The organism is Psychrobacter sp. LV10R520-6 (assembly GCF_900182925.1).
Classification (GTDB): domain Bacteria; phylum Pseudomonadota; class Gammaproteobacteria; order Pseudomonadales; family Moraxellaceae; genus Psychrobacter.
The window spans coordinates 2,751,290-2,772,644 of sequence record NZ_LT900024.1; the positions used below are offsets into that span (position 1 = coordinate 2,751,290).

The 21,355-nt window shown below is 40.4% G+C and carries 20 protein-coding genes; 8 read left to right on the forward strand and 12 right to left on the reverse strand.

The features are described 5' to 3' along the window. Window positions 1-3 precede the first annotated feature (3 nt). Complete coding sequence (locus tag U1P77_RS11505; RefSeq protein ID WP_321155116.1) at window positions 4-756, reverse strand: LysE family translocator; 753 nt, start codon at window positions 754-756, stop codon at window positions 4-6. A gap of 270 nt (window positions 757-1,026) precedes the next feature. On the opposite strand from U1P77_RS11505, the gene U1P77_RS11510 reads away from it, so the two are divergent. The 5 genes from U1P77_RS11510 to U1P77_RS11530 all read left to right on the forward strand — a co-directional run bounded on the left by U1P77_RS11510 (window position 1,027) and on the right by U1P77_RS11530 (window position 8,942). Further along, a complete protein-coding gene (locus U1P77_RS11510) occupies window positions 1,027-1,815 on the forward strand; it encodes a crotonase/enoyl-CoA hydratase family protein (RefSeq protein WP_321155117.1) in 789 nt (262 codons plus the stop codon). 35 nt (window positions 1,816-1,850) lie between these two features. Beyond that, window positions 1,851-3,929, forward strand: coding sequence for an ATP-dependent nuclease (locus tag U1P77_RS11515; protein WP_321155118.1), 2,079 nt, complete (start codon window positions 1,851-1,853; stop codon window positions 3,927-3,929). Continuing rightward, complete coding sequence (locus tag U1P77_RS11520; RefSeq protein ID WP_321155119.1) at window positions 3,911-5,689, forward strand: UvrD-helicase domain-containing protein; 1,779 nt, start codon at window positions 3,911-3,913, stop codon at window positions 5,687-5,689. The genes U1P77_RS11515 and U1P77_RS11520 overlap by 19 nt, the downstream gene beginning before the upstream one ends. Before the next feature lie 491 nt (window positions 5,690-6,180). Continuing rightward, window positions 6,181-7,788 carry a glutamine-hydrolyzing GMP synthase gene (gene guaA, locus U1P77_RS11525; protein ID WP_321155120.1) on the forward strand — a complete coding sequence of 536 codons (1,608 nt, stop codon included), beginning with the start codon at window positions 6,181-6,183 and terminating at the stop codon, window positions 7,786-7,788. Window positions 7,789-7,958: 170 nt separating this feature from the next. Beyond that, window positions 7,959-8,942 (forward strand): hypothetical protein, encoded by a 984-nt coding sequence (locus tag U1P77_RS11530; RefSeq protein ID WP_321155121.1) that lies wholly within the window; start codon window positions 7,959-7,961, stop codon window positions 8,940-8,942. Between the two features lie 92 nt (window positions 8,943-9,034). On the opposite strand, the gene U1P77_RS11535 is transcribed toward U1P77_RS11530, so the two are convergent. The 7 genes from U1P77_RS11535 to U1P77_RS11565 all read right to left on the reverse strand — a co-directional run bounded on the left by U1P77_RS11535 (window position 9,035) and on the right by U1P77_RS11565 (window position 15,056). After that, complete coding sequence (locus U1P77_RS11535) at window positions 9,035-9,205, reverse strand: hypothetical protein (protein WP_321155122.1); 171 nt, start codon at window positions 9,203-9,205, stop codon at window positions 9,035-9,037. A gap of 60 nt (window positions 9,206-9,265) precedes the next feature. After that, window positions 9,266-10,270 (reverse strand): YhdH/YhfP family quinone oxidoreductase, encoded by a 1,005-nt coding sequence (locus U1P77_RS11540; protein WP_321155123.1) that lies wholly within the window; start codon window positions 10,268-10,270, stop codon window positions 9,266-9,268. A 73-nt stretch (window positions 10,271-10,343) separates the two neighbouring features. Further along, entirely contained in the window at window positions 10,344-11,321 is a 978-nt protein-coding gene (locus U1P77_RS11545; protein ID WP_321155124.1) for a zinc-binding dehydrogenase, read from the reverse strand. A gap of 206 nt (window positions 11,322-11,527) precedes the next feature. After that, window positions 11,528-12,253, reverse strand: a complete 726-nt coding sequence (locus tag U1P77_RS11550; protein ID WP_321155125.1) for a GDYXXLXY domain-containing protein — start codon at window positions 12,251-12,253, stop codon at window positions 11,528-11,530. Next, a complete protein-coding gene (locus tag U1P77_RS11555; RefSeq protein WP_321155126.1) occupies window positions 12,250-13,452 on the reverse strand; it encodes a DUF4401 domain-containing protein in 1,203 nt (400 codons plus the stop codon). Before U1P77_RS11555 ends, U1P77_RS11550 begins: the two co-directional genes overlap by 4 nt. Further along, window positions 13,445-14,515 carry a DUF2157 domain-containing protein gene (locus U1P77_RS11560; RefSeq protein WP_321155127.1) on the reverse strand — a complete coding sequence of 357 codons (1,071 nt, stop codon included), beginning with the start codon at window positions 14,513-14,515 and terminating at the stop codon, window positions 13,445-13,447. Before U1P77_RS11560 ends, U1P77_RS11555 begins: the two co-directional genes overlap by 8 nt. A gap of 235 nt (window positions 14,516-14,750) precedes the next feature. Further along, window positions 14,751-15,056, reverse strand: coding sequence for a DUF2798 domain-containing protein (locus U1P77_RS11565; RefSeq protein ID WP_321155128.1), 306 nt, complete (start codon window positions 15,054-15,056; stop codon window positions 14,751-14,753). An 81-nt stretch (window positions 15,057-15,137) separates the two neighbouring features. On the opposite strand from U1P77_RS11565, the gene U1P77_RS11570 reads away from it, so the two are divergent. Both U1P77_RS11570 and U1P77_RS11575 read left to right on the forward strand, forming a co-directional pair. Further along, entirely contained in the window at window positions 15,138-15,908 is a 771-nt protein-coding gene (locus tag U1P77_RS11570; RefSeq protein WP_321155129.1) for an aspartate/glutamate racemase family protein, read from the forward strand. A 120-nt stretch (window positions 15,909-16,028) separates the two neighbouring features. Next, complete coding sequence (locus U1P77_RS11575; RefSeq protein ID WP_321155130.1) at window positions 16,029-16,976, forward strand: alpha/beta fold hydrolase; 948 nt, start codon at window positions 16,029-16,031, stop codon at window positions 16,974-16,976. 166 nt (window positions 16,977-17,142) lie between these two features. Here the strand turns inward: U1P77_RS11575 and U1P77_RS11580 are convergent, their stop codons facing one another. The 4 genes from U1P77_RS11580 to U1P77_RS11595 all read right to left on the reverse strand — a co-directional run bounded on the left by U1P77_RS11580 (window position 17,143) and on the right by U1P77_RS11595 (window position 20,203). Beyond that, window positions 17,143-17,520, reverse strand: coding sequence for a DsrE family protein (locus U1P77_RS11580; RefSeq protein WP_321155131.1), 378 nt, complete (start codon window positions 17,518-17,520; stop codon window positions 17,143-17,145). A 195-nt stretch (window positions 17,521-17,715) separates the two neighbouring features. Continuing rightward, the gene (locus tag U1P77_RS11585) at window positions 17,716-18,258 is read right to left on the reverse strand and encodes an acyl-CoA thioesterase (RefSeq protein ID WP_321155132.1); all 543 of its coding nucleotides are present in this window, start codon (window positions 18,256-18,258) and stop codon (window positions 17,716-17,718) included. A gap of 45 nt (window positions 18,259-18,303) precedes the next feature. After that, window positions 18,304-19,377 carry a YheT family hydrolase gene (locus U1P77_RS11590; protein WP_321155133.1) on the reverse strand — a complete coding sequence of 358 codons (1,074 nt, stop codon included), beginning with the start codon at window positions 19,375-19,377 and terminating at the stop codon, window positions 18,304-18,306. A gap of 226 nt (window positions 19,378-19,603) precedes the next feature. Continuing rightward, window positions 19,604-20,203 (reverse strand): YigZ family protein, encoded by a 600-nt coding sequence (locus U1P77_RS11595; RefSeq protein WP_321155134.1) that lies wholly within the window; start codon window positions 20,201-20,203, stop codon window positions 19,604-19,606. Window positions 20,204-20,318: 115 nt separating this feature from the next. Here U1P77_RS11595 and U1P77_RS11600 point away from each other — a divergent pair, with 115 nt between their 5' ends. After that, window positions 20,319-21,023 carry a pseudouridine synthase gene (locus U1P77_RS11600; RefSeq protein ID WP_321155135.1) on the forward strand — a complete coding sequence of 235 codons (705 nt, stop codon included), beginning with the start codon at window positions 20,319-20,321 and terminating at the stop codon, window positions 21,021-21,023. Window positions 21,024-21,355 lie beyond the last annotated feature (332 nt).

Here is a 21,355-nt window from a genome sequence, read left to right on the forward strand (position 1 = left end):
GTCTTATCGGCTACGTAAAATTAGGTTTAATCCCAATACTATCATCGCTGTGCCCAATACGCGGTCTATCCAATGCTCAAAGCGCTGAAAGCGGCGATGAATCGCAGGGATGGATAGTAACATCACTACCGTGCTAAACCAGGCCATCTGCAAGACCATCATCCATACGCCATAGATTGCCAGCTGCCAAAGTGGTATACCTGGTGATAATACGAGAGTAAATATCGCCACAAAATATACCGGCGCTTTCGGATTAAACACATTACAAAAAAAGCCACGGCGCAGAATGGCGACTGTAGAGTCTGTATTGCTAGACGGTTCTTTAGTGGACTGCTCTTTAGTAGAAGGTTTTTTTGTAGAGATACTTTTATTAGAAAGTGGCTGATCTTGCTCGGTAGGCGCGGCTTGTGAAACGCTAACGACTGAATCTGTTGAGTTTGCTGAGTTTGCTGAGTTTGATAGTTTTTTAGGTTTGGCTTGAATGCCCTGCCAACCTAAATAAATAAGGTAACTACCACCCAACCATTTGATAGCGGTCAATAATGGCTGCGAATGGGCGATTACCGTCGCCAGTCCTAATACCGAATAGATAATGTGAACGGCTAAACCCAAGGTAATACCGAAGCTACAGACTAAACCAGTGCGTCGACCTTTTGCTAAAGTCTGCTGCGAGACCAATACAAAATCAGGACCAGGTGAGGCGGCAGCGAGTAAATGGACGCTGGTGATAAGCAAAAAACCGTGCCAAAATTCCATAAGATACTCTGAGTAACCCTATAATTAATTTAGAATTTAAAGCAATTTATGTACTTATGTCAAATAAAAATTCTAGTCTACTACTAGTATCTCACTTGCTTTGCCGTACATGGATAGCTATATTAAAAGCATACTATTAAAATTACACCCATTCTATTAATAGCGTGTAGCGGGTAAAATTTTTTTGCGTGCTGTGCGCTTCGCCAGACAGAGGCTACAAAAATTCCTCCCAGCCACACTGTATCTGTTAAATCAAAAAAGGACAACACTATGACCACTACCAACGACCGTATTACTTATGAGACTCAAGAGTATATCTGTCTCATCGGACTGAATCGTGCTGATAAACGCAATGCTTTTGACAGCCATATGATTGCGCAGTTGTCTGACGCGCTTACCCGTTACGATAATGACGATAATCTACGCTGTGCATTAATATTTGCGCATGGTGAGCATTTCACCGCAGGTCTTGACCTAATGGAGCTACAGGATAAATGGGACAAGGGCGCGTTTGAATTTGATGACAGCCAAATCGATCCGTGGGGTATCGGTGGTAAATTACGATCTAAACCTGTCGTCGTTGCAATACAAGGCACCTGTTTTACCGCTGGGATTGAGCTGATGCTTAATAGCGATGTGGTCGTCGCTAGCGATAATTGCAACTTTGCCCAAATGGAAGTACAGCGCGGTATCATGCCGTTTGGCGGGGCGACCGTCCGCTTCGTACAAGCTGCTGGTTGGCAAAAAGCCATGCCGTATCTATTAACCGGCAAGCCATTCGATGCGCAAACTGCTGAAAATCTTAATCTAGTCAGTGAAGTGGTCACCAACGGTACAGAATATGAGCGTGCACTCACTCTCGCGCAAGAGATTTGCCAGTCGGCACCGCTTGGCGTCCAAGCGCTGTTATCTTCGGCACAAGATGCAAGTCGTAATGGAGCTGCGGCAGCGTTGGCTAATATTCATAGCTTTCTGCCACCGCTATTTCATTCAGAAGACGCCAAAGAAGGTGCTATGGCGATGGTTGAGAGGCGTGAGGCTGAGTTTAAGGGGCGTTAGTTTTTTTTTAAATATAACTTATAGGACATTTATAAATGTACATATCAAAAATAAAGATAGAAAATTTTAGGAATTTTAAAAGTAATGAAATTGAGTTCAATGATGGTATTAATGTCATTATAGGTCATAACAATGCTGGTAAATCTAACCTCATCAGGGCGTTAGGATTAGTCTTAAACCAAAATTCTAAAAAGCGTTTAACAGTTAACGATTTTAATATGAATGCTTCTCTAGATGAGCTAAGACAGCACTCTCCAAAAGTGTCTATTACAGTAATAATTTCTAAGGGTAAAACCTCTAACAACGATGACCTAGTTACGGTCAGCGAATGGTTAACTTCACTTACTGAAGATTATGAGGCTAAGCTTACCTATGAATTCTTTTTACCTGAGAAATATGAGCAAAAGTATTTAGAAGAAATTAATCAGTTAGTCCAATCAAATGAACAATTAAGTCCGAAAGATTTGATAGGTAAAGCTTTCAAAACTATTGATAATGAATTTCTACGGCTTTATACCCATAAAATATGGGGAGGTGAAGTCACTAACCAAAACCAAGCAGATAGTGAATTACTACAGAGATTTGACTTCCAGTTTCTTGATGCTATTAGAGACGTCGAAAGGGATCTTGTTTCTGGTCGTAATGTAATGCTAAAAGAAGTTCTGCATTTCTTTCTAGATTACGAGATTAAAAGTTCAACCGATAAAACCTTAGATAAAAATAAAGAGATAAAAAGCAAGTCGAAACAATTTTCTGAGGACTCTTCAACATTGATTGGAGTCTTAGATAAAAGAATAGAAAGTGGTAAAAAAGCAATATTATCTTATGCTAGTCAAACGGGTGCTTCTTTAAAAGCCACACCTAATTTTGAGGGTGAAACATCAGATATAGAAATGTTGAGCTTTTTAAGACTTATTGTAGAGGAAGCAGGATTTAAAATTCCTGTTTCTCATAATGGATTGGGTTATAACAATCTTATTTATATTTCAATACTTCTTGCAAAAATGCAAGCTAATGCAGATGAGGAATATTTTGGAGGAAACTCCAAAATTTTTCCAATGCTTGTTATAGAAGAGCCAGAAGCTCATTTGCACCCTTCTATGCAAGATAAATTTCTAAAGTTTCTGAAAACTAATATTAGCAATGATACTGTTAGACAAATATTTATTACTTCACACTCAACTCATGTAACATCAGCAACAGAGTTAGAAGAGATAATATGCTTACATCATGATATTGATGAAAGCACTAGAGTTGGATATTTAGGCAAAATCTTCGATGATTCCTCTGAAGACAAAAAATCTAAGAAATACATACAACGTTTTCTAGATGCCACCAAGTCCAATATGCTATTTGCTGAAAAAATTATATTAGTAGAAGGAATAGCAGAGCAACTGCTTATTAGTATTTTGGCAAAGTATTTAAATTTGTCTCTAGAAGATAATCATATTATTGTGGTTAATATAGGTGGTAGATATTTTGATCATTTTTTAAAAATGTTTGATGTTCATTTAAATAGCTCAGCAGTATTAAAAAAAGTGGTGTGTCTCACCGATAGAGATCCAGAAAGAAAAATTGGTAATGGGAAATTTCATAAATGTTATCCATTTGAATATGGAATACCTAGTGATAATGTTGAATATAAAAATCATTCGCAAGAGCCAATAGATAAATATATAGCCTATGAACACATAAAATTTTTTAGCCAAGAAGATGGTAAAGGAAAGACATTTGAATATGATTTGGCTCTATACAATCCAAAATGTAAATTATTACTGACTGAAAGCATGTCTAATAAGTCTGAAATCGAAGAAATGATGGGGTTAGATGATACTTATACAATAGATGATTACTTAGATAAATTAAGTGGTAATAGGGAACTTAGTACAGAAAATCAAAGAATTAAGGAAGCGATTGAAGCACTAGGTGATACTTGGAGTGAAGAAGATAAGATAAAAGCCGTTATAGCTTCAAGATATTTAAACTCTATTGGTAAAGGTGAGAATGCACTAGAGCTAGCCTATGCGCTTGAGGAAAATCTAACTGATAACATCGAAAATTTCGTTGTACCTGAGTATATTAAGGAGGCTTTAGAATGGATATGCGACGAATAGAGCCTATAGAAATTACATCAGCTAATAAGCTCGATAATATTGAACATCATTTTAGAGTATCAGCTGGACCAGGAGCTGGTAAAACACACTGGCTCATCAGCCATATTAAAGAAGTTCTACATAACTCTGAACGGTTAGAGAAAAGTAGAAAAGTAGCCTGTATTACTTATACTAATACAGCAGTAGAGATAATTTGCGATAGGCTAGGTTCATCGTCTAATCAAGTAGAGGTTTCAACAATTCATAGCTTTTTATATAGACATGTTATAAAGCCATATCTGCATTTCATTGCAGATGAATATGGTTTTGATATGTCTAGATTAGATGGGCATGATGAAATCAAGATATCTAAGAAAAAGATAAGGGAGTGGATAACAAATCACTCCAGTAAACATCTTTTAAAGTCACGTTATAGTGTTAGTTCTCTTACTGATAGACCTGAAAATCTTAATAAAATAGCTAGATGGCTCAATACTTTAACGTGTGAATTTAATGATGAGAATAGTTTGGTTTTCAGAGCTGATAGATCTGAAAGTTATATTTATGAAGAAAAAGAAAGGATTTATTTGAATACTAAAGCTATTGATGTGTTGGAGACAAACCTTAATTCTTTTAAAGAGTTATACTGGAATAACGGTTATTTACATCACGATGATGTATTGTTCTTTAGCTTTCAAATTATAAAAAACTATCCTTTTGTCCTAGATGTTTTAAGAGCTAAGTTTCCCTACTTTTTTGTAGATGAATTTCAAGATAGTAACCCTATTCAGGTTGAGTTGCTTCGTCAGATTGGAGAGCGAGATACTATCGTAGGCATTATTGGTGACAAGGCGCAGTCTATATTTCAGTTCCAAGGTGCCAACCCAAAACAGTTTGACGATTTTCAGCTAGAAGGTATACGAGATTATAAAATAGATAATAATAGACGTAGTACGAAAGAGATTATTAACTTACTAAATCATATAAGACCTGAATTTAAACAACAAGGTCAAAACGATTTTAATGGAAACAAGCCTATCCTTTACATTGGAAATAGATTAGATGTTTTACATAAAATAAAAAACGAACAATCGGGAGAGGATGTCATAACACTTTCTTGGAGAAATATAACAGCTAATGCTTTGAAGAAAGATATAGAAGGAAAAAATTTAGATGATAAGGTTTTTGATGAATTAAGAGATTTTGATAATGTTAAACGTTATAGGCTAGTCATAGCATGTGTAAAAGCAGTAGAACTATGTCGTGAAAATAAAATTAAAGAAGCTTTGAATGAGCTTAAAAGGTATTTTGGGAGAAGTAATCAAAGTAAACGAGATGCACTCGACTTACTTTTTTTCCTAAATAGTAGATATAGCGAATATTGTGATGAACCATTAATAATTTTTTATAATATACTGCGAATAGATTCTGGTATTGATAAATTACCAAAGATATCTAGTGGAAAACCTAAAAAATTTTATGAAAATAATTATTATAAAGCCCTTTCGCTTTGTGTAAATATTACTGAGGATGCAAGCAATAATATAACAATACATAAATCGAAAGGTGCTGAATTTGAGAATGTTTTACTTGTCCTCGATAACGAAAAAGAACTTAATTTTATAACTGTTCCTAATCTAAATGGACTAGAAGAACATAGGCTTAGGTATGTTGCTATTAGTAGGGCTATAAAAAATTTATTTATCACAGTGCCAGAGTTGAGTAAGGAAAAGGCTGAACTAATTGACTCTTTAGGGTTAATAGATACTGTTAGAATCTAGTGAACATAAACGTAAGTATTCATTTTAAGCGTTAAAATAAAACAGCTTTAAAGCCTAAATGAAACCCTTGGTTTTTAATAATAAGTCGCCTTGAAGCGCGGCTTAGCCCTGGCATGAAAGCTATCAAAAAATTGTACTGCAATTTTATGTTCGTAAGAGAAAATACCTTAAAGGGAGTTTTTTAACGGCTATTCTGCTGACGATAATGGCGATGCAGACTGTGGGGGGAGGTGTTGTTGATGTAAAGTAACGCATCTAGACACTTTAGTCTGCACGGCATTGATTATGCAGATAATAGCGTATATCAAAATCTTGTTACTTCCTTACCACAATCATCATTCACTGTTTACTCTCCAAATTCCACCCTAACCAAAACCCCAACTCAAGCAATCACCAAAATAGTCATAAATAATCGTCACTCTAACCGCCATCACCTCGCCTAAACTTGTTAAAATAGCACACCAATTTTATCTATTGATGGACACCCATTTATGACAACCGCCACCACGCCCAATACTGCCACCCCAACTATTAAAGAAGACCGCATCTTAATTCTTGATTTTGGCTCGCAGTACAGTCAGCTTATCGCCCGCCGTGTACGTGATTCAGGCGTATTTTGCGAGATGTTCCCCTACGATATCGACACTCATCACATCGCCGAATTTGGTGCGAAAGGTATTATCTTATCGGGTGGTCCTGAGAGTGTGCATGCTGAGAACAGCCCGCGTATTAACGAGGCAGTATTTGACTTGGGCGTACCAGTATTAGGCATTTGCTACGGTATGCAAGCGATGGCAGAGCGCTTCGATGGACAAGTTCACGCCAGTGACGTGCATGAGTTTGGCGCATCGACTATCAATATCGATGGCAAATCCACACTTATAGATGGTATTGAAGACGCAGCGGGTAAGCTCAATGTTTGGATGAGTCATGGCGATAAAGTGATTGATGCGCCACAAGGCTTCGATATCGTCGCCAGTACGCCGAGCTGCCCGATTGCGATTATGGCTGATGATACGCGTCATTATTATGGTCTACAGTTCCATCCTGAAGTCACTCATACCGCGCAAGGTCAGGCGTTACTAGGACGTTTTGTCCATGATATTTCTGGCTGTGCGGGCAGCTGGACGTCTGATAATATTATCGATATGCGTATTGAACAATTGCAAAAGAAAATTGGTGATAAGCAAGTATTGCTAGGCTTATCAGGCGGTGTGGACAGTTCAGTCGTGGCGGCATTATTGCATAAAGCTATTGGTGATCAGCTGACTTGTGTGTTTGTTGATACTGGCCTGTTGCGCCTGCACGAAGGCGATCAAGTCATGCAGATATTCGCAGAAAATATGGGTGTTAAAGTCATTCGCGTTGATGCCGAAGAATTATTCTTAACCGCGCTGGCTGGCGAGTCTGATCCTGAAGCCAAACGTAAAATCATCGGTAAGACTTTTATTGATGTTTTCGCTGAGAGCGCCCGTCAAGTGAGCGAGCAAGGCGATGGTAAAGTCGTTGAATTCTTAGCGCAAGGGACGATTTATCCTGACGTGATTGAATCGGCCAAGTCGCATCAAGGTAAAGCGCACGTGATTAAGAGCCATCATAATGTTGGCGGTTTGCCAGATGATTTGGCATTTCAATTGGTTGAGCCGTTACGTGATTTGTTTAAAGATGAAGTCCGTAAATTGGGTCTTACCCTTGGGTTACCCGCAAAGATGATTAACCGTCATCCGTTCCCAGGACCCGGTTTGGGCGTGCGTATCTTAGGCGAAGTTACCAAAGAGTTTGCTGATATCTTACGTGCAGCTGATGCTATCTTTATGGAAGAGTTAGAAAAATCTGGCTGGTATGAGAAGACCGCGCAAGCGTTTGCGGTATTCCAACCGATCAAATCTGTCGGCGTGGTTGGCGATGGTCGCCGTTATGCGTGGGTGATTGCGCTACGTGCTGTTGAGACTGTGGACTTTATGACTGCGCGCTTTGCGCATCTACCGTATGATTTGATTGAGACCGTGTCTAATCGCATTATGAACGAGATTGCCGAGGTGTCACGGGTCACTTATGATGTGTCGAGCAAGCCGCCTGCTACTATTGAGTGGGAATAAAATCCTGCTTAATTCTTAACTTCAAATAGAAAAAGCACTCAACTTGGTTGGGTGCTTTTTTGAAATCACAGTTATGAAAAATTTGTTGATATCCAATATTGCTGACTATTGTGCTATCTTCAAATCTAGCTTTAGGTGTCAAGACCTTACTCAATAAAAAGGATTTCTAAGTGGGTGAAAATTCTAAAAAAGAAGGGAAACAGCTTTCAGTTATGGAAATGCTTAATAAGTCTCAGACACAATTAGACTCACTCTCTATTGCTAGTAGAGCAACAGAGAGTATGCTGAGGATGGCAAAATATGAACAAATGAATTCAGCTGCTAGTATTGCAAGCAAGGCTTTTCAACAATCAAGTTTAATGCCTAGCTATTTTGAAAATCAAAGCGCGATAGCAAGATTTGCACAGTCACGAGCTGAAGAAGCAGTTATCTTCAAAGATCCATCTGTAGATATTATGAAGATGATAAATCCATATAATAGTTTAATTTCAAACATCACTCAAAACCTAGCTAAAACCATGACGGAATTAGCAGATCCTATTACAGAGCTAATGAAACCTTTAGTAAGTATATCGCAATCAATGATTGTTGCAGCTGATCTTTATAAAGAATCTGAATTTGCAAAGAATATTTATGCTATCTCAAAATCACAAGAGCTGAATAATTTGACGCTTAAAATGTCAAACGCTATCAAGCAAATTAACGACATTAGTGAATTGGAATCTTTTAAAGCATTATCTAGATTAGACAACTTTCCTTCTGAAAGTATTATGCCGATTGATTTTAATAGTATTCCAGATGTACAAGAGGATTTTAGTACAACTGTGCTAGAACTAGATTCAAAGATAAGTGAGGAACTATCTACTGTAGATGATTTTAATGAGTTGTCTGAAGAACGACGTACTATTTTGCTTGATTTATATCGAACTTACTATTATCCAATAATATTAAATTGTCTAGTTATACTTATGTGGTTGCAAGTTTTTTTAGATGAAAAGTTAGACCTAACGAATAATACCTTTATCTTTGTTGAAAAATCAAAAGAGACGTTATCTTATATAAGTAATGTCTATCGACCGAACCCATCAGGAGTAATGGATGGTCTAATCGGAACTGCAATATTCACACTATTAATGAAGGTTTTTGGGCAGTGATAAGTTAGCATATCTTACAGTTAATAAACTATTAATAAACTATTAAAAAAACATAAAAAAACCCATGAGATCATGGGCTTTTCCTTTTGACTTTAAGGCTCTAAGCGCTCAACAATACCTTTCTTGCCTGACTGCATTTTCCCATCAACTGCTTTCACGATATCAGCCAAATCAAAAGTCGTTTCAGTAGGCAGTTTTAATTGACCACCAACCGCTCTATCAATCAGTTCTTCGACTAGGCGATGCTTATTTTCTACGCTCATCTCTTGACTGAGCTTACTGCCCCAGAACCCTTTTAGAACGGCTTGCTAAAGGCTTAAAGGTTAACCCCGCAAATTAACCACATAACGTCCCACCACTTTACTTGATATAAAGCGCTCTAAGTATTCAGGTGTTTGCTCTAAAGTAATTTCTTCGCAATACTCTTCAAGATCAGGAAGTTTCATATCAGTGGCGACACGTGTCCAAATCTCTTGCTTGTCAGCTAGTGGAATAAATACTGAATCGATGCCTAATAAAGAGATACCTCTAGTAATAAAGGGCAGCACAGTCATTGCAAATTCAACTGATGATGCCAAGCCACAAGCAGATACCGCACCACCGGCTTTGGTTTGTTTGAGTAAGTTTGCTAGATAGTCACCGCCTAAAGTATCAATGGCATTTGCCCATAATTCGCGGCCAACAGGTCTTTTGCCTACCTCATTAATAGTGTCGCGATGACGTACCTCGCTGGCTCCCAAGGTTTTTAGATGTTCGCTTTGTTCAGGTTTACCTGAGAAGGCAATAACTTCATAGCCCAACTGCTTCAAAATCGCGATACTGATGCTGCCTACGCCGCCGGTTGCCCCTGTTACCGCTACTGGCCCGTCGCTTGGTTTAGCACCCATTTTTTCTAATTTTTGAATACATAAAGCCGCGGTCAAACCGCCAGTGCCGTAGATCATTGCTTCTTTTAAGGTCAAAGAAGTTGGGCACGCCAATGCCCAATCTGCTGGGATAGATATCATTTGACCCAGACCACCCGGCGTATCCATGCCTAAATCATAGCCGAATACCAGCACCTCTTGTCCAACAGTAAAAGTACCTGACTTGTCGCTAATCACTATGCCGGCTGCATCAATCCCTGGGGTGTGCGGGTAATGCTTAGTAATCATTTTATTACCAGTGGCCGACATCGCGTCTTTATAGTTCAACGATGAATAATGAACCTCAATTAAAAGCTCATTTTGGGGAAGGTCGTCTACCTTGCGTTCGCGAATACTTTTGTTAAAGGTGCCGTCAGTATTTTCTTCAACTACTAAGGCTTTGAAAGTTGTGTTGTTAGACATAAGGCTATTCCTAATTGGATTTCTTTGCATAGGTCTTTATTTACAAGTATAGAGGAGCGTCCAGAACAATATTTTAAGGCTTCAACAATACTTTACCTTTTTTACCTGACTGTACGTCTCCGGAGACTGCTTTTGTAATATCAGTCAATTCATAAGTCGCCTCAGTAGGCAGTTTTAACTTACCGCTAGTCGCACGTGCAATAAGCTCGTCAATCAAACGTTGTTTGTTTTCGACACTCATTTCTTGACTGAGCTTACTGCCCCAGAATCCTTTTAGAACGGCTTGTTTAAAGATCATATCAGTAGGGTTGAGCATCATCGGCTTGCCTGACATCGCACCAAAAACGGCAAAGGTGCCACCATGACCGAGTAACGATAATAAATCGCCACTGGCTTCTCCGCCAACAGAGTCAACGGCAGCGCTGATTTTGTCATCACCAATAATCGACTTTACTTGATCCTTCCAGTCATCGTCTGAAGTATTGATATTGTTTTTAATATCTAATGCTTCTAATTCGTCTAGCGCATCTGCACTACGTACCACATTGATAGTTTTTACACCGCGCGCAGCTGCTAGCATAGCGAGTGACTTACCAACCGCACCATTCGCCGCATTATGGATGACCCATTGACCGCTTTGCATCTCTAGGAACTCAATCAACATCAACGCGCTGAGCGGCATAGCGATTAATTGAGCTGCCATTTGATCGTCTAAGCTGTCTGGCATGGGAAATACCATATCAGCTGAGGCAGTGAAGAACTCTGCCCAAGTCGCTTGGACACTGGCTGCTGCAACGCGTTGACCGACCTTTAAGTCTTTGACTTCATCGCCCACCGCATCGATGATACCCACGGCTTCGCTGCCACCGATAGCGGGCAGTTCAGGCTTAAAGCCGTATTGTCCGCGAATGGTTAACAAGTCGTGGTTATGGATAGAGGCTAAAATGGTTTTGACCCGGACTTCATTGGCTTTGGGTTCTGGGGTAGGGCGGTCACCGAGACTGAGGACTTCAGTAGGTTTACCAAAATGGTCATAGGTCGCGCTACGCATGATAAATTCCTTTATTTTTTTTGATTGAATGTGAATAATTGGTTATGTCTAATAGCAGCTAATCATTCCAAGCCAGTCATTAGACATCAGTAGTCAACAATAACAAGTCTGTCCTACCACTCTCAATATTACTTTAGTTAAGGAATGTTGTTGCTTGTCCATGTCTTGTCGATAATGATGAATATGATATATACAGTCTTAAACATTTAATTCGACGTTTTATTACCTTGGGTGTCATCAATTTGAGTCTCATTAACTTGATTACTCTTACCCTCAATCATCTCAAACTCTCCATTCACCATATCGGTCAGGAGCGGATCGCCTTTATCATTGACGCGAAATAAACCATATTCTGCATTCTCAAAGGCCTCAGCATGTCCTTCTTGAAAGAAGAAAGCGTTAGTAGCAAGCAGCACGTTGCCATTACGGATACGGTAGTGAATGGGCATTTCATTGTTAGCTAAAGTGTCGCGTTTGTTATTGTTGGCTAAGCGCACAAACTGTCCAACATTATGCTTATCAACTTTTACAATCACATAGCCTTCGCTGGGTTCATAAATATCGGGATTTGGCTCAGAATCATCAAATTCGGAATCCGAAGCATTGGATTTTTGCGGTAAAGCATCTAATACGTCACGCTCTAATGCATAGCTGAGCGCCATATAATCCCCTTGCATGAAGCCGCGCGGATCGACAGGGGCAAGTTCTAATAACACCGTATTGCCAGTGGCTAGGTGGGTTTCGTATTTCACGACATTAATGCTCATAACAATCAAAATACATAGCGAACCAAGCACAGCAATGGCGATAGTAACGGCTCGCTTTTGCCACCATGATACTGGCGGTTTCGGTGCTTTGCTTAAGCTATCGTTTTTATCAGATGACACATTCGAGACTGACACCTTCGATACCGGGTTATTAGACTCAGTCATGATAAACGCTCCTCGCTATCGGTTTGGCTGGCTCTATTATTGATGAGTGTTGCGGAAGAGGATAAATCGTGAGCAAAGTAGCGACTGACCAGCAGCCAACGCATCAGCAACATAACGATGCCAATAATTAGCATGGAACCAGATTTCACCAGTAATGAAGTATCGAGTTGATAGTAATACCAAAAAATATAGCTGATTAATGAAAGCACACCAAGCCCTAATAGCACTCGCTGGCTATTGGCCATCGCGATAACGATGATAAGGCTAGTTGCTAATAAGCCGGACACATAAATCGATATTATTCCAAGCACGGCGATAGCGCCGACGATAACGATGCTGGATTGTGAAAGTAGTTCGATACGGTAGCGCTTAAGAATCAGATAAGCAGCGTATAGACTGGCAAGTATGAGCAGCCCTTGCGCCACTAGGTAATTATAGCTAAAGATCTCATCACTATTAGTGAAGTTGTTGCTGTAGTCAGCAGCGATAATATAGACAGAAAAAATAAGCAGCATGATTGCACTGGCGTAACTCACTGCCTTACTGATATCAAAAGCACCTGAACGGCATTTACCTGCTTTCCATTTAACAGGGACTGATTGCAATAGCTCATAGCGTTGTAGATTCGCCACAATAGTGACCAATGCCAGCAGCCCCAAACTAAGCTCGGGCACTTGATAAAAACTCAGTAAATAAACCATACCGCCTAATGCTGCCATGCTACTTAATAAACGATAAACGAAATTTGGCATAATTAGGGTCATAAATATTTGAATCAGCACAAATAGCCAGATGCTTAGCGGTTGCTCTATATCGCTACTAAACAGCGCAAACACGACATACAGCTGTCCTGCGGCGCTAATAGCAAAGGCCAAGCTGTTCCAAAAATTACTGCGGCGCGTGTGCTTATTTTTAAATAATGCTGAACCTGCGACACTTAGTAAGATGCCAATGATAAACATCCCAATAGCGCTGTCAAAGATATCAGTTTCAAACAATATTAACGTTAAAAATCCAATGAAGAATAAGCTCGCCAAGACGCCACTAAAACCAAAAAATAAGTGTATAAACCAAGGTGTGTCATTAGTATTATTGTGATCAGTACCATCGCTATTAACCGCAGCTGCCATCTTATTAGCATCAAGCAAGCCCCGCTGTTGTAATTGCTCAAGCGTGTGATTCCGGTCACTGTTATTCATAGTCAGCCCCTGATTGTATTGGCAAATGGACTGCAGTTCTTGTGTGGTCTAAACGTGCTACTTTTCGCAACCAGACCACCGCCGCCGAACTCATTGCAATCAATAATAATGCTAACAGTAAAAACCCACCTGCCTCCCAATCATATAATAACCATTTGCCTGCCCAAAACATAATGACTGTAATCACCGAGACGCATAGGTAAGTGAGCATCAATAAATTAATCCTACGTTGATAAAAGCGCCAAACCATAAAGCCGCACCAGCCTACCCAGACCAATAAAGCGATTAAAGAGGTGGCGATATCAGCGTCATTGATGACATAAATAATAGCTAGGCGGGTTATAAAATAGGTGCTTAGTAGACCGACAACATAGGTGCTCCAGTGCAAGCCAGGTTTGCTTTGAGTGTCTGCTTTAGAAGCGTTTATATTAAACGTGCGTTTACGCTCAAAAAATAACAACCATAAGTTAAGCGCCATAAAATTTATTGCTGTAAGCATTGCCACGCGGGAAATATCTTGATAACTGTAATCAGTGATAAAAAAGACGGAGACATCGATATAAAGTATCAGGCAGGCATGGATTAACCCTAGCCAGAGTAGCCAGAGCGCTGGAAATCGTGCAATAGCTACCCAAGGAATAACTAAGACTGCCCAGCCAAAGAACAGCTGCCAAGTATCGGCACCTGTTTGATAAACTTGCCCAAATAGTGCAAGTAAACTGCCAGTAATGATACTAGCAACGAGCAGTAATAACTGCCGAATGAGCTTAAATCGTCTTCGAAAAGAGAGCGCAACATAGAGTGCTATGGTAATAACTAACGCCCCTTCGACTAAAGCAAACTTACCCATCTTGCCCATGTTTAGCCAATTATAGGCAATAAAGAACACTAGCGATAATGCCAGTGCCACCACGCCAATAATAAGTAAGGCTTTATCAAAGAACGTCAGCCATGAGCGCTTAGTGGGAAATACTTCTAGATGAGTCGCTGCCGCGTTTACACGATCTAAGGGGAGAGTACCTTGCTGGAGCAAATGCTCAATAGTACGCCGTTGTTGACTCATAGCGCCCTCTAGATAAAAAGATTTTGTAGCTTATCTTATCTGTTTTTATGAGGGAGAGGGCTATTAAAGTTTATAAGATTCTGATTGATATCGAATTGGTATTGAGGGTAATGACCGTATGTTAAAAATCCTCAGTCAAATTAAGTATCAGGAATTAGTATCAAGAATTAGCACTAAGAGCTAAACATCAGCAATCAGCATCAATAAGTCGGTCTCACCGATATCAATATCTATTTCAGTAAAACTCAATCTTACTTAGCAGATGCTCTTGTATTAAATACGCGCAGATATAAGCGCTCGGCCAGGCTACTATAAAGGCATACTTCCATGAATCAAACAACGTTATAAAGAACCCCTCAACAAACCCTACATTAATTAGCAACAATGCCGTCGAGATAATAGATGACATCATTAGCGCCATTAGGCCAGTAAAAATAAGTCGGTAGTACTTTCTACGGGTGCGTATTCTAATAATAGGTGTTTTTGCCATGGGTTTGCTGAGTCCTACATAATAATGACGACATTTATTGGCAACCATCATATAGAGTGATAAGCAATTGGTAAAACGGTTATTATCAATCGTAAGGTTCGCAATATTATAATCAATAAATAAGGAGGCAGTATGTCAGTTTATCAGCAGCAAAACCTTCAACAGCAAACACTTCAGCAAAAAACACTTCAGCAAAAAATACTTCACCAAAGAACTTTAGGCATTATCGGTGGTATGAGCTGGGAGAGTACTCAAAGCTATTATCGACTGATTAATCAAGGTGTCAAAGAAAAGCTAGGCGGTCACCATTCAGCAGACTTACTGATTCATAGCGTGGACTTTGCACTGATTAATGAGTTACAAGAGCAAGGCGAGTGGGATGAATTGGGCGTGATAATGGCCAGCAGTGGCACACGGTTACAAGCCGCTGGTGTACAAGGGTTATTGATTGCCACCAACACTATGCATAAAGTAGTCGATAAAGTACAGGCAGCGACGGGCTTACCCATTATTCATATCGCAGAGGTGACGGCGCAAGCAATCAATAAGCAAGGGTTAAAAACCATCGCGTTACTCGGTACGCAGTTCACCATGACTGAGGACTTTTATAAGCAGCGCCTTATTAATGCTGGCTTGCAAGTATTAGTACCTGATACGATCATGCAGAAAGAAATACATCGAATTATCAATGAGGAGCTGTGTCTAGGAAAATTCCAGGATAGCTCACGACAATACTATGTTGACGTCATTAAGCAATTGGCCGCACAAGGCGCTGAGGGTGTAATATTGGGCTGTACCGAGATTGGACTGTTAATCAGCCAAGATGACAGCCCGATTCCTGTCTTTGATACCACGGCTATCCATGCGGCAGCGGCGGTGGAGTTTTTGGTGGGTGACCGCTAATATCTTCTTTGTTGTGCAAACTCTGACTTGACCGTAATCATAAATTAATTTGCCATAAATGGGCTTATGCTAAGATTACGTATTCAAGTTATTTTGCCAACCATAAACGAGGATGTTTTTATGACATTACTGCGCACGAGTTTAGCCGCTCTACTGACTCTTTCTGTAGTGGGATGTACGACGCCCAATACCTTTACAGTCGCCACGACCCAAAAGCTCGTACAGTATGAACGGAATAAATCAGACCTTGAGACCAAAGCATTTACGCTGGCGTCTGGTGAGCAGATGACTTACCTAGAAGGCAGCAACTTGGCTGGCGAGCCTTTATTATTGATCCATGGCTTTGGCGGTAATAAAGACAACTTTACGCGTATCGCAGATGAGTTAGAGGACTATCATCTGATTATTCCAGATCTGCTAGGTTTCGGTAATTCTAGTAAGCCGCCGCAGGCAGACTATCGCGCAGATGCACAAGCAGCACGCTTGAACGAGCTACTGCAAGCCAAAGGCGTGGCATCGGCCATTCACGTCGGGGGTAATTCTATGGGCGGTGCTATCAGTGTTGCCTATGCGGCAATGTATCCTAATAGTGTCAAAAGCCTGTGGCTACTGGACAGTGGTGGATTTTGGTCAGCAGACATGCAACGAGAGTTCAAAGCGTCGGACCTTGATAACAGTCCCTTGTTGATTGATAGCACCGAGGAGTATTTTGCGATGTATAAAACGGTTATGTACAAGCCGCCTTATGTCCCCAAAACCGTGCAAGCAGTCTTTGCACAGGAAAGTATTGCCAATCGCGAGCTGAATACCAAAATACTCAAACAGATCGTTGAAGATAATGTGGCGGCGCGTGCCAAAGTCATTGCCGAGTATAATATTCCTACGCTGATTGTTTGGGGAGCCGAGGACCAAGTATTAAAGCCTGAAACTGCTCATTTGATGAGTGAGTTGATACCGCAAGCGAAGGTCATTATGATGGATGAAGTCGGACATGTACCGATGGTAGAAGCAGTGAAAGAGTCGGCAGACGACTATAAAGAATTTCGTAAAGGGTTAGAGGCGAAGTAGCTTTTGTTATTCGAAAACATTAGCTCTTGAAATAGTCACTTTCAAAATGTGGGCTGCCAAAAAAAAGAAACATCAGGATATCTGGTGTTTCTTTTTTTTGTTAGTAGGGGACTGTTATTTGACTATGGAACTGTAATTAAAATAAGTGCTTATGCCAATTTAACTTTTAGTTCAATTGCAACGAGCCTTTCGCACTCATGAGCAACTCCACCACATCATCACCACTGATGACATCGAAGCGCGTATCGATTTCTGATTCATCTACACCACTATGCTTCATACAAGCACCGCAGACCAATACTTGACCGCCTTTTTCAATAAAGGCTTCTAGCAACTTGCCAGCAGGTTCAAAAGGGGCGCCAATATCAACATCATCTAGAGCGTTAGGTAGCGCTAAATGCACAGCATCCACCATCAAGATAACCGTTGCAGAGTGTCCTTTTTCTAGCGCTTTGCCAGCCATTGTAAAGGCCAAAGTAATTTTACTTGGGTTGGTTGTTTTGTTATCAAATAAAGTACCGACATAATTCGTAGTTTTAATCATATTGTTCTCCTATTAGAGTTTTATTCTATTGAATAAGTTACTAACTAATAGCCTACCATTTATTATGCATTATTATATAATGTATTGTTATAAGATAGTAACGCCTAAGTGACTTAAGTCACTTAGGCGTTGCAAGTTATCAGTAAGGTATCTGAGTGAGCGTAACCGCATAATTTACTATTAGACACTTGTACTTCAACTAATAAGCGGCCACGGACGGTGAGTATCACTCTCAATCCATTCTTTTACATAACCGGTTGGCGGCATATCCCACTCTGATTTACCCATCGTTTTAAGTACGCTTTGAGTGTCAATCACACGGCCCTTTTCAGTGACGCCAGTCCGTAGTAATGTCGAAGAGCAAGGCTTACCTTTGACCCACATGGAATGCTCAAGATACAGCCAACGCTCATCTATGGCGACGATATGGGTCTTGATAGTGACTTTGTCCAAAAATCGAATACGCTTACGGTATTGAATAGTGCTACCTGCGACCACCATCGCCCAACGTTTTTTAAGTAACATACGCCCAAGGCCCGTACGGATAATAAAATCAGTACGTCCTATATCATATATGGTCAATACCCGACCATTATTCATCTCTAACATGACGTCGAGATCGGTTAGGCTACAGCGAATCATTACTTCACTGGTCTGGGTAATATCTAGAGACCGGCCTTTTTTGTTAGCGATAACAGCATCAACGATAGACTTGGTGTAGCGAATATAGGGGTACATAAAGTAGTCTCAAAAGTCTAGAAAGTAGAGCCATGATTTGCCAGATTACACACCGATAGAGTGAAAAAAAGCACTGACAGTTTCGGGTATCCAGTTAATATCAAATTTTGACGTTTTTGCTTTTTTACCATTCGCTAGAGACGGCTTGGCATCTGACTGAGTAGCGTTGATTTTTTTATTAGAGTGCTTTTTGTCTGAACGATAGCGAAGATAGCCGATATGACCACCGTGATCCGTCTCCAGAATAGTGACGCTATCAGAAACATCGTTGGGGGTAGCGGTAAAGCCAATAAAAGGATCGTCTTTAGCGCTAATCAGCAGTAGCGGATGAGTCACACCCAATAAATGAGGTAGGGCAGAAGAGGAATGATAATAGTCGTTCTTAGAGCGATAGCCGTGACGCGGGGCCGTAAAAATATTATCGAAGTCGCTAATGCGATTGACTGCCTTAATAGAGGCGATTTCCTCTTTGGTTATATCATTGGCCAGCGCTTTTTTGATAATGGGATTGAGCAAATAGGGCGTATAAATACGGTGACTCAAAAAGCTATGCATAGTGATAGCTGCCGATGACATATCAACGGGTGCGGAGATGACCACTGCGCCATCACACAACGCTTTATCACCATGCTCACCCATGTATTTTGCCAACGCATTACCGCCCAATGAGACCCCAACGGCATAAATATGCGCATACTGTTGGCGTAAGTTTTCTAGCGCGTGATGTACTTCACCCGTGTCACCCGCAGTATAAAACACGCGTCCGCTAGCAGGAATACCACCGCAACTGCGAAAATGTGCTACGACAAAGTGCCAACCCTGAGCATGCATCTCATAAGCCAACACGCGCGCATAATGGCTGTCGCTACTGCCTTCCATACCATGAAATAGCACAATTAACGGTGTCTTTTCTAACGCATCATCATTACCTGTGTCTGTGTTCAGCTCATGGGCATCATAAAAGTCATAAGCAATATCGCTTTCATCCAAAGAGTCTTTTTCGACCACCCTTCTGTAAGTGGGTGCTTTTGGGGCAAAAAACTTGGGCAAGATACTTTGTAGGTGCGGATTAGTGAGCCAAAATGGCGGCTTAAATTTGTTATAAGTAAAATTAGTCATAGAGTCGTATCAGGTTTGATTAAGAAAAAAGGGTAATAGTACATTTTTTTTAATAAAATTGCTGTGTTTTCAAATATTAAGTTTCACGTGAAACAAATAATATATTTTAACTAAGGTATTAAAAGTAACTATCATACTCAGCTATGAGCAGGGTTCCAATATTTTTTAGTGAACCATTCAGTGAACAGACATATACTCAGAAGATAAGTTATTATTAACAATTTGATTAGTCGTCGTCATATAAAACCTTACCTGCCATCGCCAGCTCTATCTTTAGCGCTTCAATATCGCCCTCAGCAATGGTAACGGTTAATAGCACATTCTCACTATAAGCAACGTCGTCAATACTACCGTTTAAGCTGTCGACCACATAGCGGCATTGTGCTTCAGTGGCAAACTCAGCCTGTATTTTGATTTGAGCCATTGCCACATAAGGGCTTAATATCATTTCATCGACTGTGGCTTGCGCAGAGCCAGCATAGGCGCGTGTCAGACCGCCCGCGCCAAGCTTAATACCGCCAAAATAACGCACTACTATAATAATGATGTTGCCAATAGCTTTGTGCTGAAGGACGTTTAATATAGGTCGTCCTGCCGTACCACTTGGCTCACCATCATCATCGAAGCCAGCACTGGTGGTATTGGTTGGATCACCGATAATATAAGCCCAGCAATAATGACGGGCATCGGCATATTGCTCGCGCAGTTGTTCCACGTGAAACATAGCTTGTTCACGTGAAGTTACTGGATAAGCATAAGCAATAAATTCAGATTTCTTAATTTCAAGACGCGCGTTTACTGCTTTTTGTAGGGTTTGATAACTCATAATTAATTTAGGGTCTAGGTGGAATATGCTAAACTTGTATCATAACTACTGTCGCCTATATTGGGCGCAGTGTTCATTTTATTCTCCACTATAGCAACTGATGGTAGTAAATAGCATGCGTTTAGATAAATTTATTAGTAAAGCCACCGAGCTGTCACGTAAAGAATCCAAAAAAATTCTGCACGCTAGTGAAGTCACTGTCAATGATAAGGTGATTAAAGATCCTGGCGTACATGTTGATATTGTTAATGACGACGTCATGTGGGCAGGCGAGCCGTTATCGGTCGCTGCTGGCAATCGTTATATCTTATTGCATAAGCCAGAAGGTTTTGAATGCACGCTTAAAGTCAAAGAGCATCCTATCGTTACTGAGCTGATAGCTGTACCGGAGATTGGTAGTTTACGTATTGCCGGACGCCTTGATGTCGATACTACTGGGGCACTACTGATTAGTGATGATGGCAAATGGTTGCATCGCGTTACTAGCCCTAAGCACGAACACGCTAAAATCTATGAGCTGACCTTGGCTGATCCTATGGATAGCGATGCACAGGCCAATGCGGTAAAAGAAGTCGCTGAAGGTATCTTATTAGATGGCGATTACGAAGACACTAAGCCTGCTATTCTTGAATTCATTGATGAGACCCATGCACGCTTAACCCTAGAGCAGGGTAAATATCACCAGGTCAAACGCATGATGGGTTACTTTGGTAATAAAGTAACTGAGCTGCATCGCGCTAGCATTGGCCATATTAATCTAGACGGCTTAGAGAAAGGCGACAGTCGCTTTTTGACTGCAGAAGAAGTGGCAAAGTTTTAACAGGACTTTTCTTATAGTTGAGCCACTTTAAAAAAAATACAGTATGGCTGGGAGAAATTTTCGAAGCATCGAAAAGTGACGCAGTCACACAGCAAGCTAGAAAAATTTCTGCCAGTTATACGAAACCATGTGTATATCTATTTTATTTGGTACTGACTATACAACCAGTTTGTTTATGACTAGCTTTGCCTCTTTAGGTAGTATTAATTAGAAAGTATTTAAAAACGTAGCACTGTAAAAACAATAACGGCAGCAGCTCTCTAATCATGTGAGCTGGCTGCCGTTATTGTTTGTCTCTTAGTATTTTCTATTATTCATACCTTGCTGCCTGT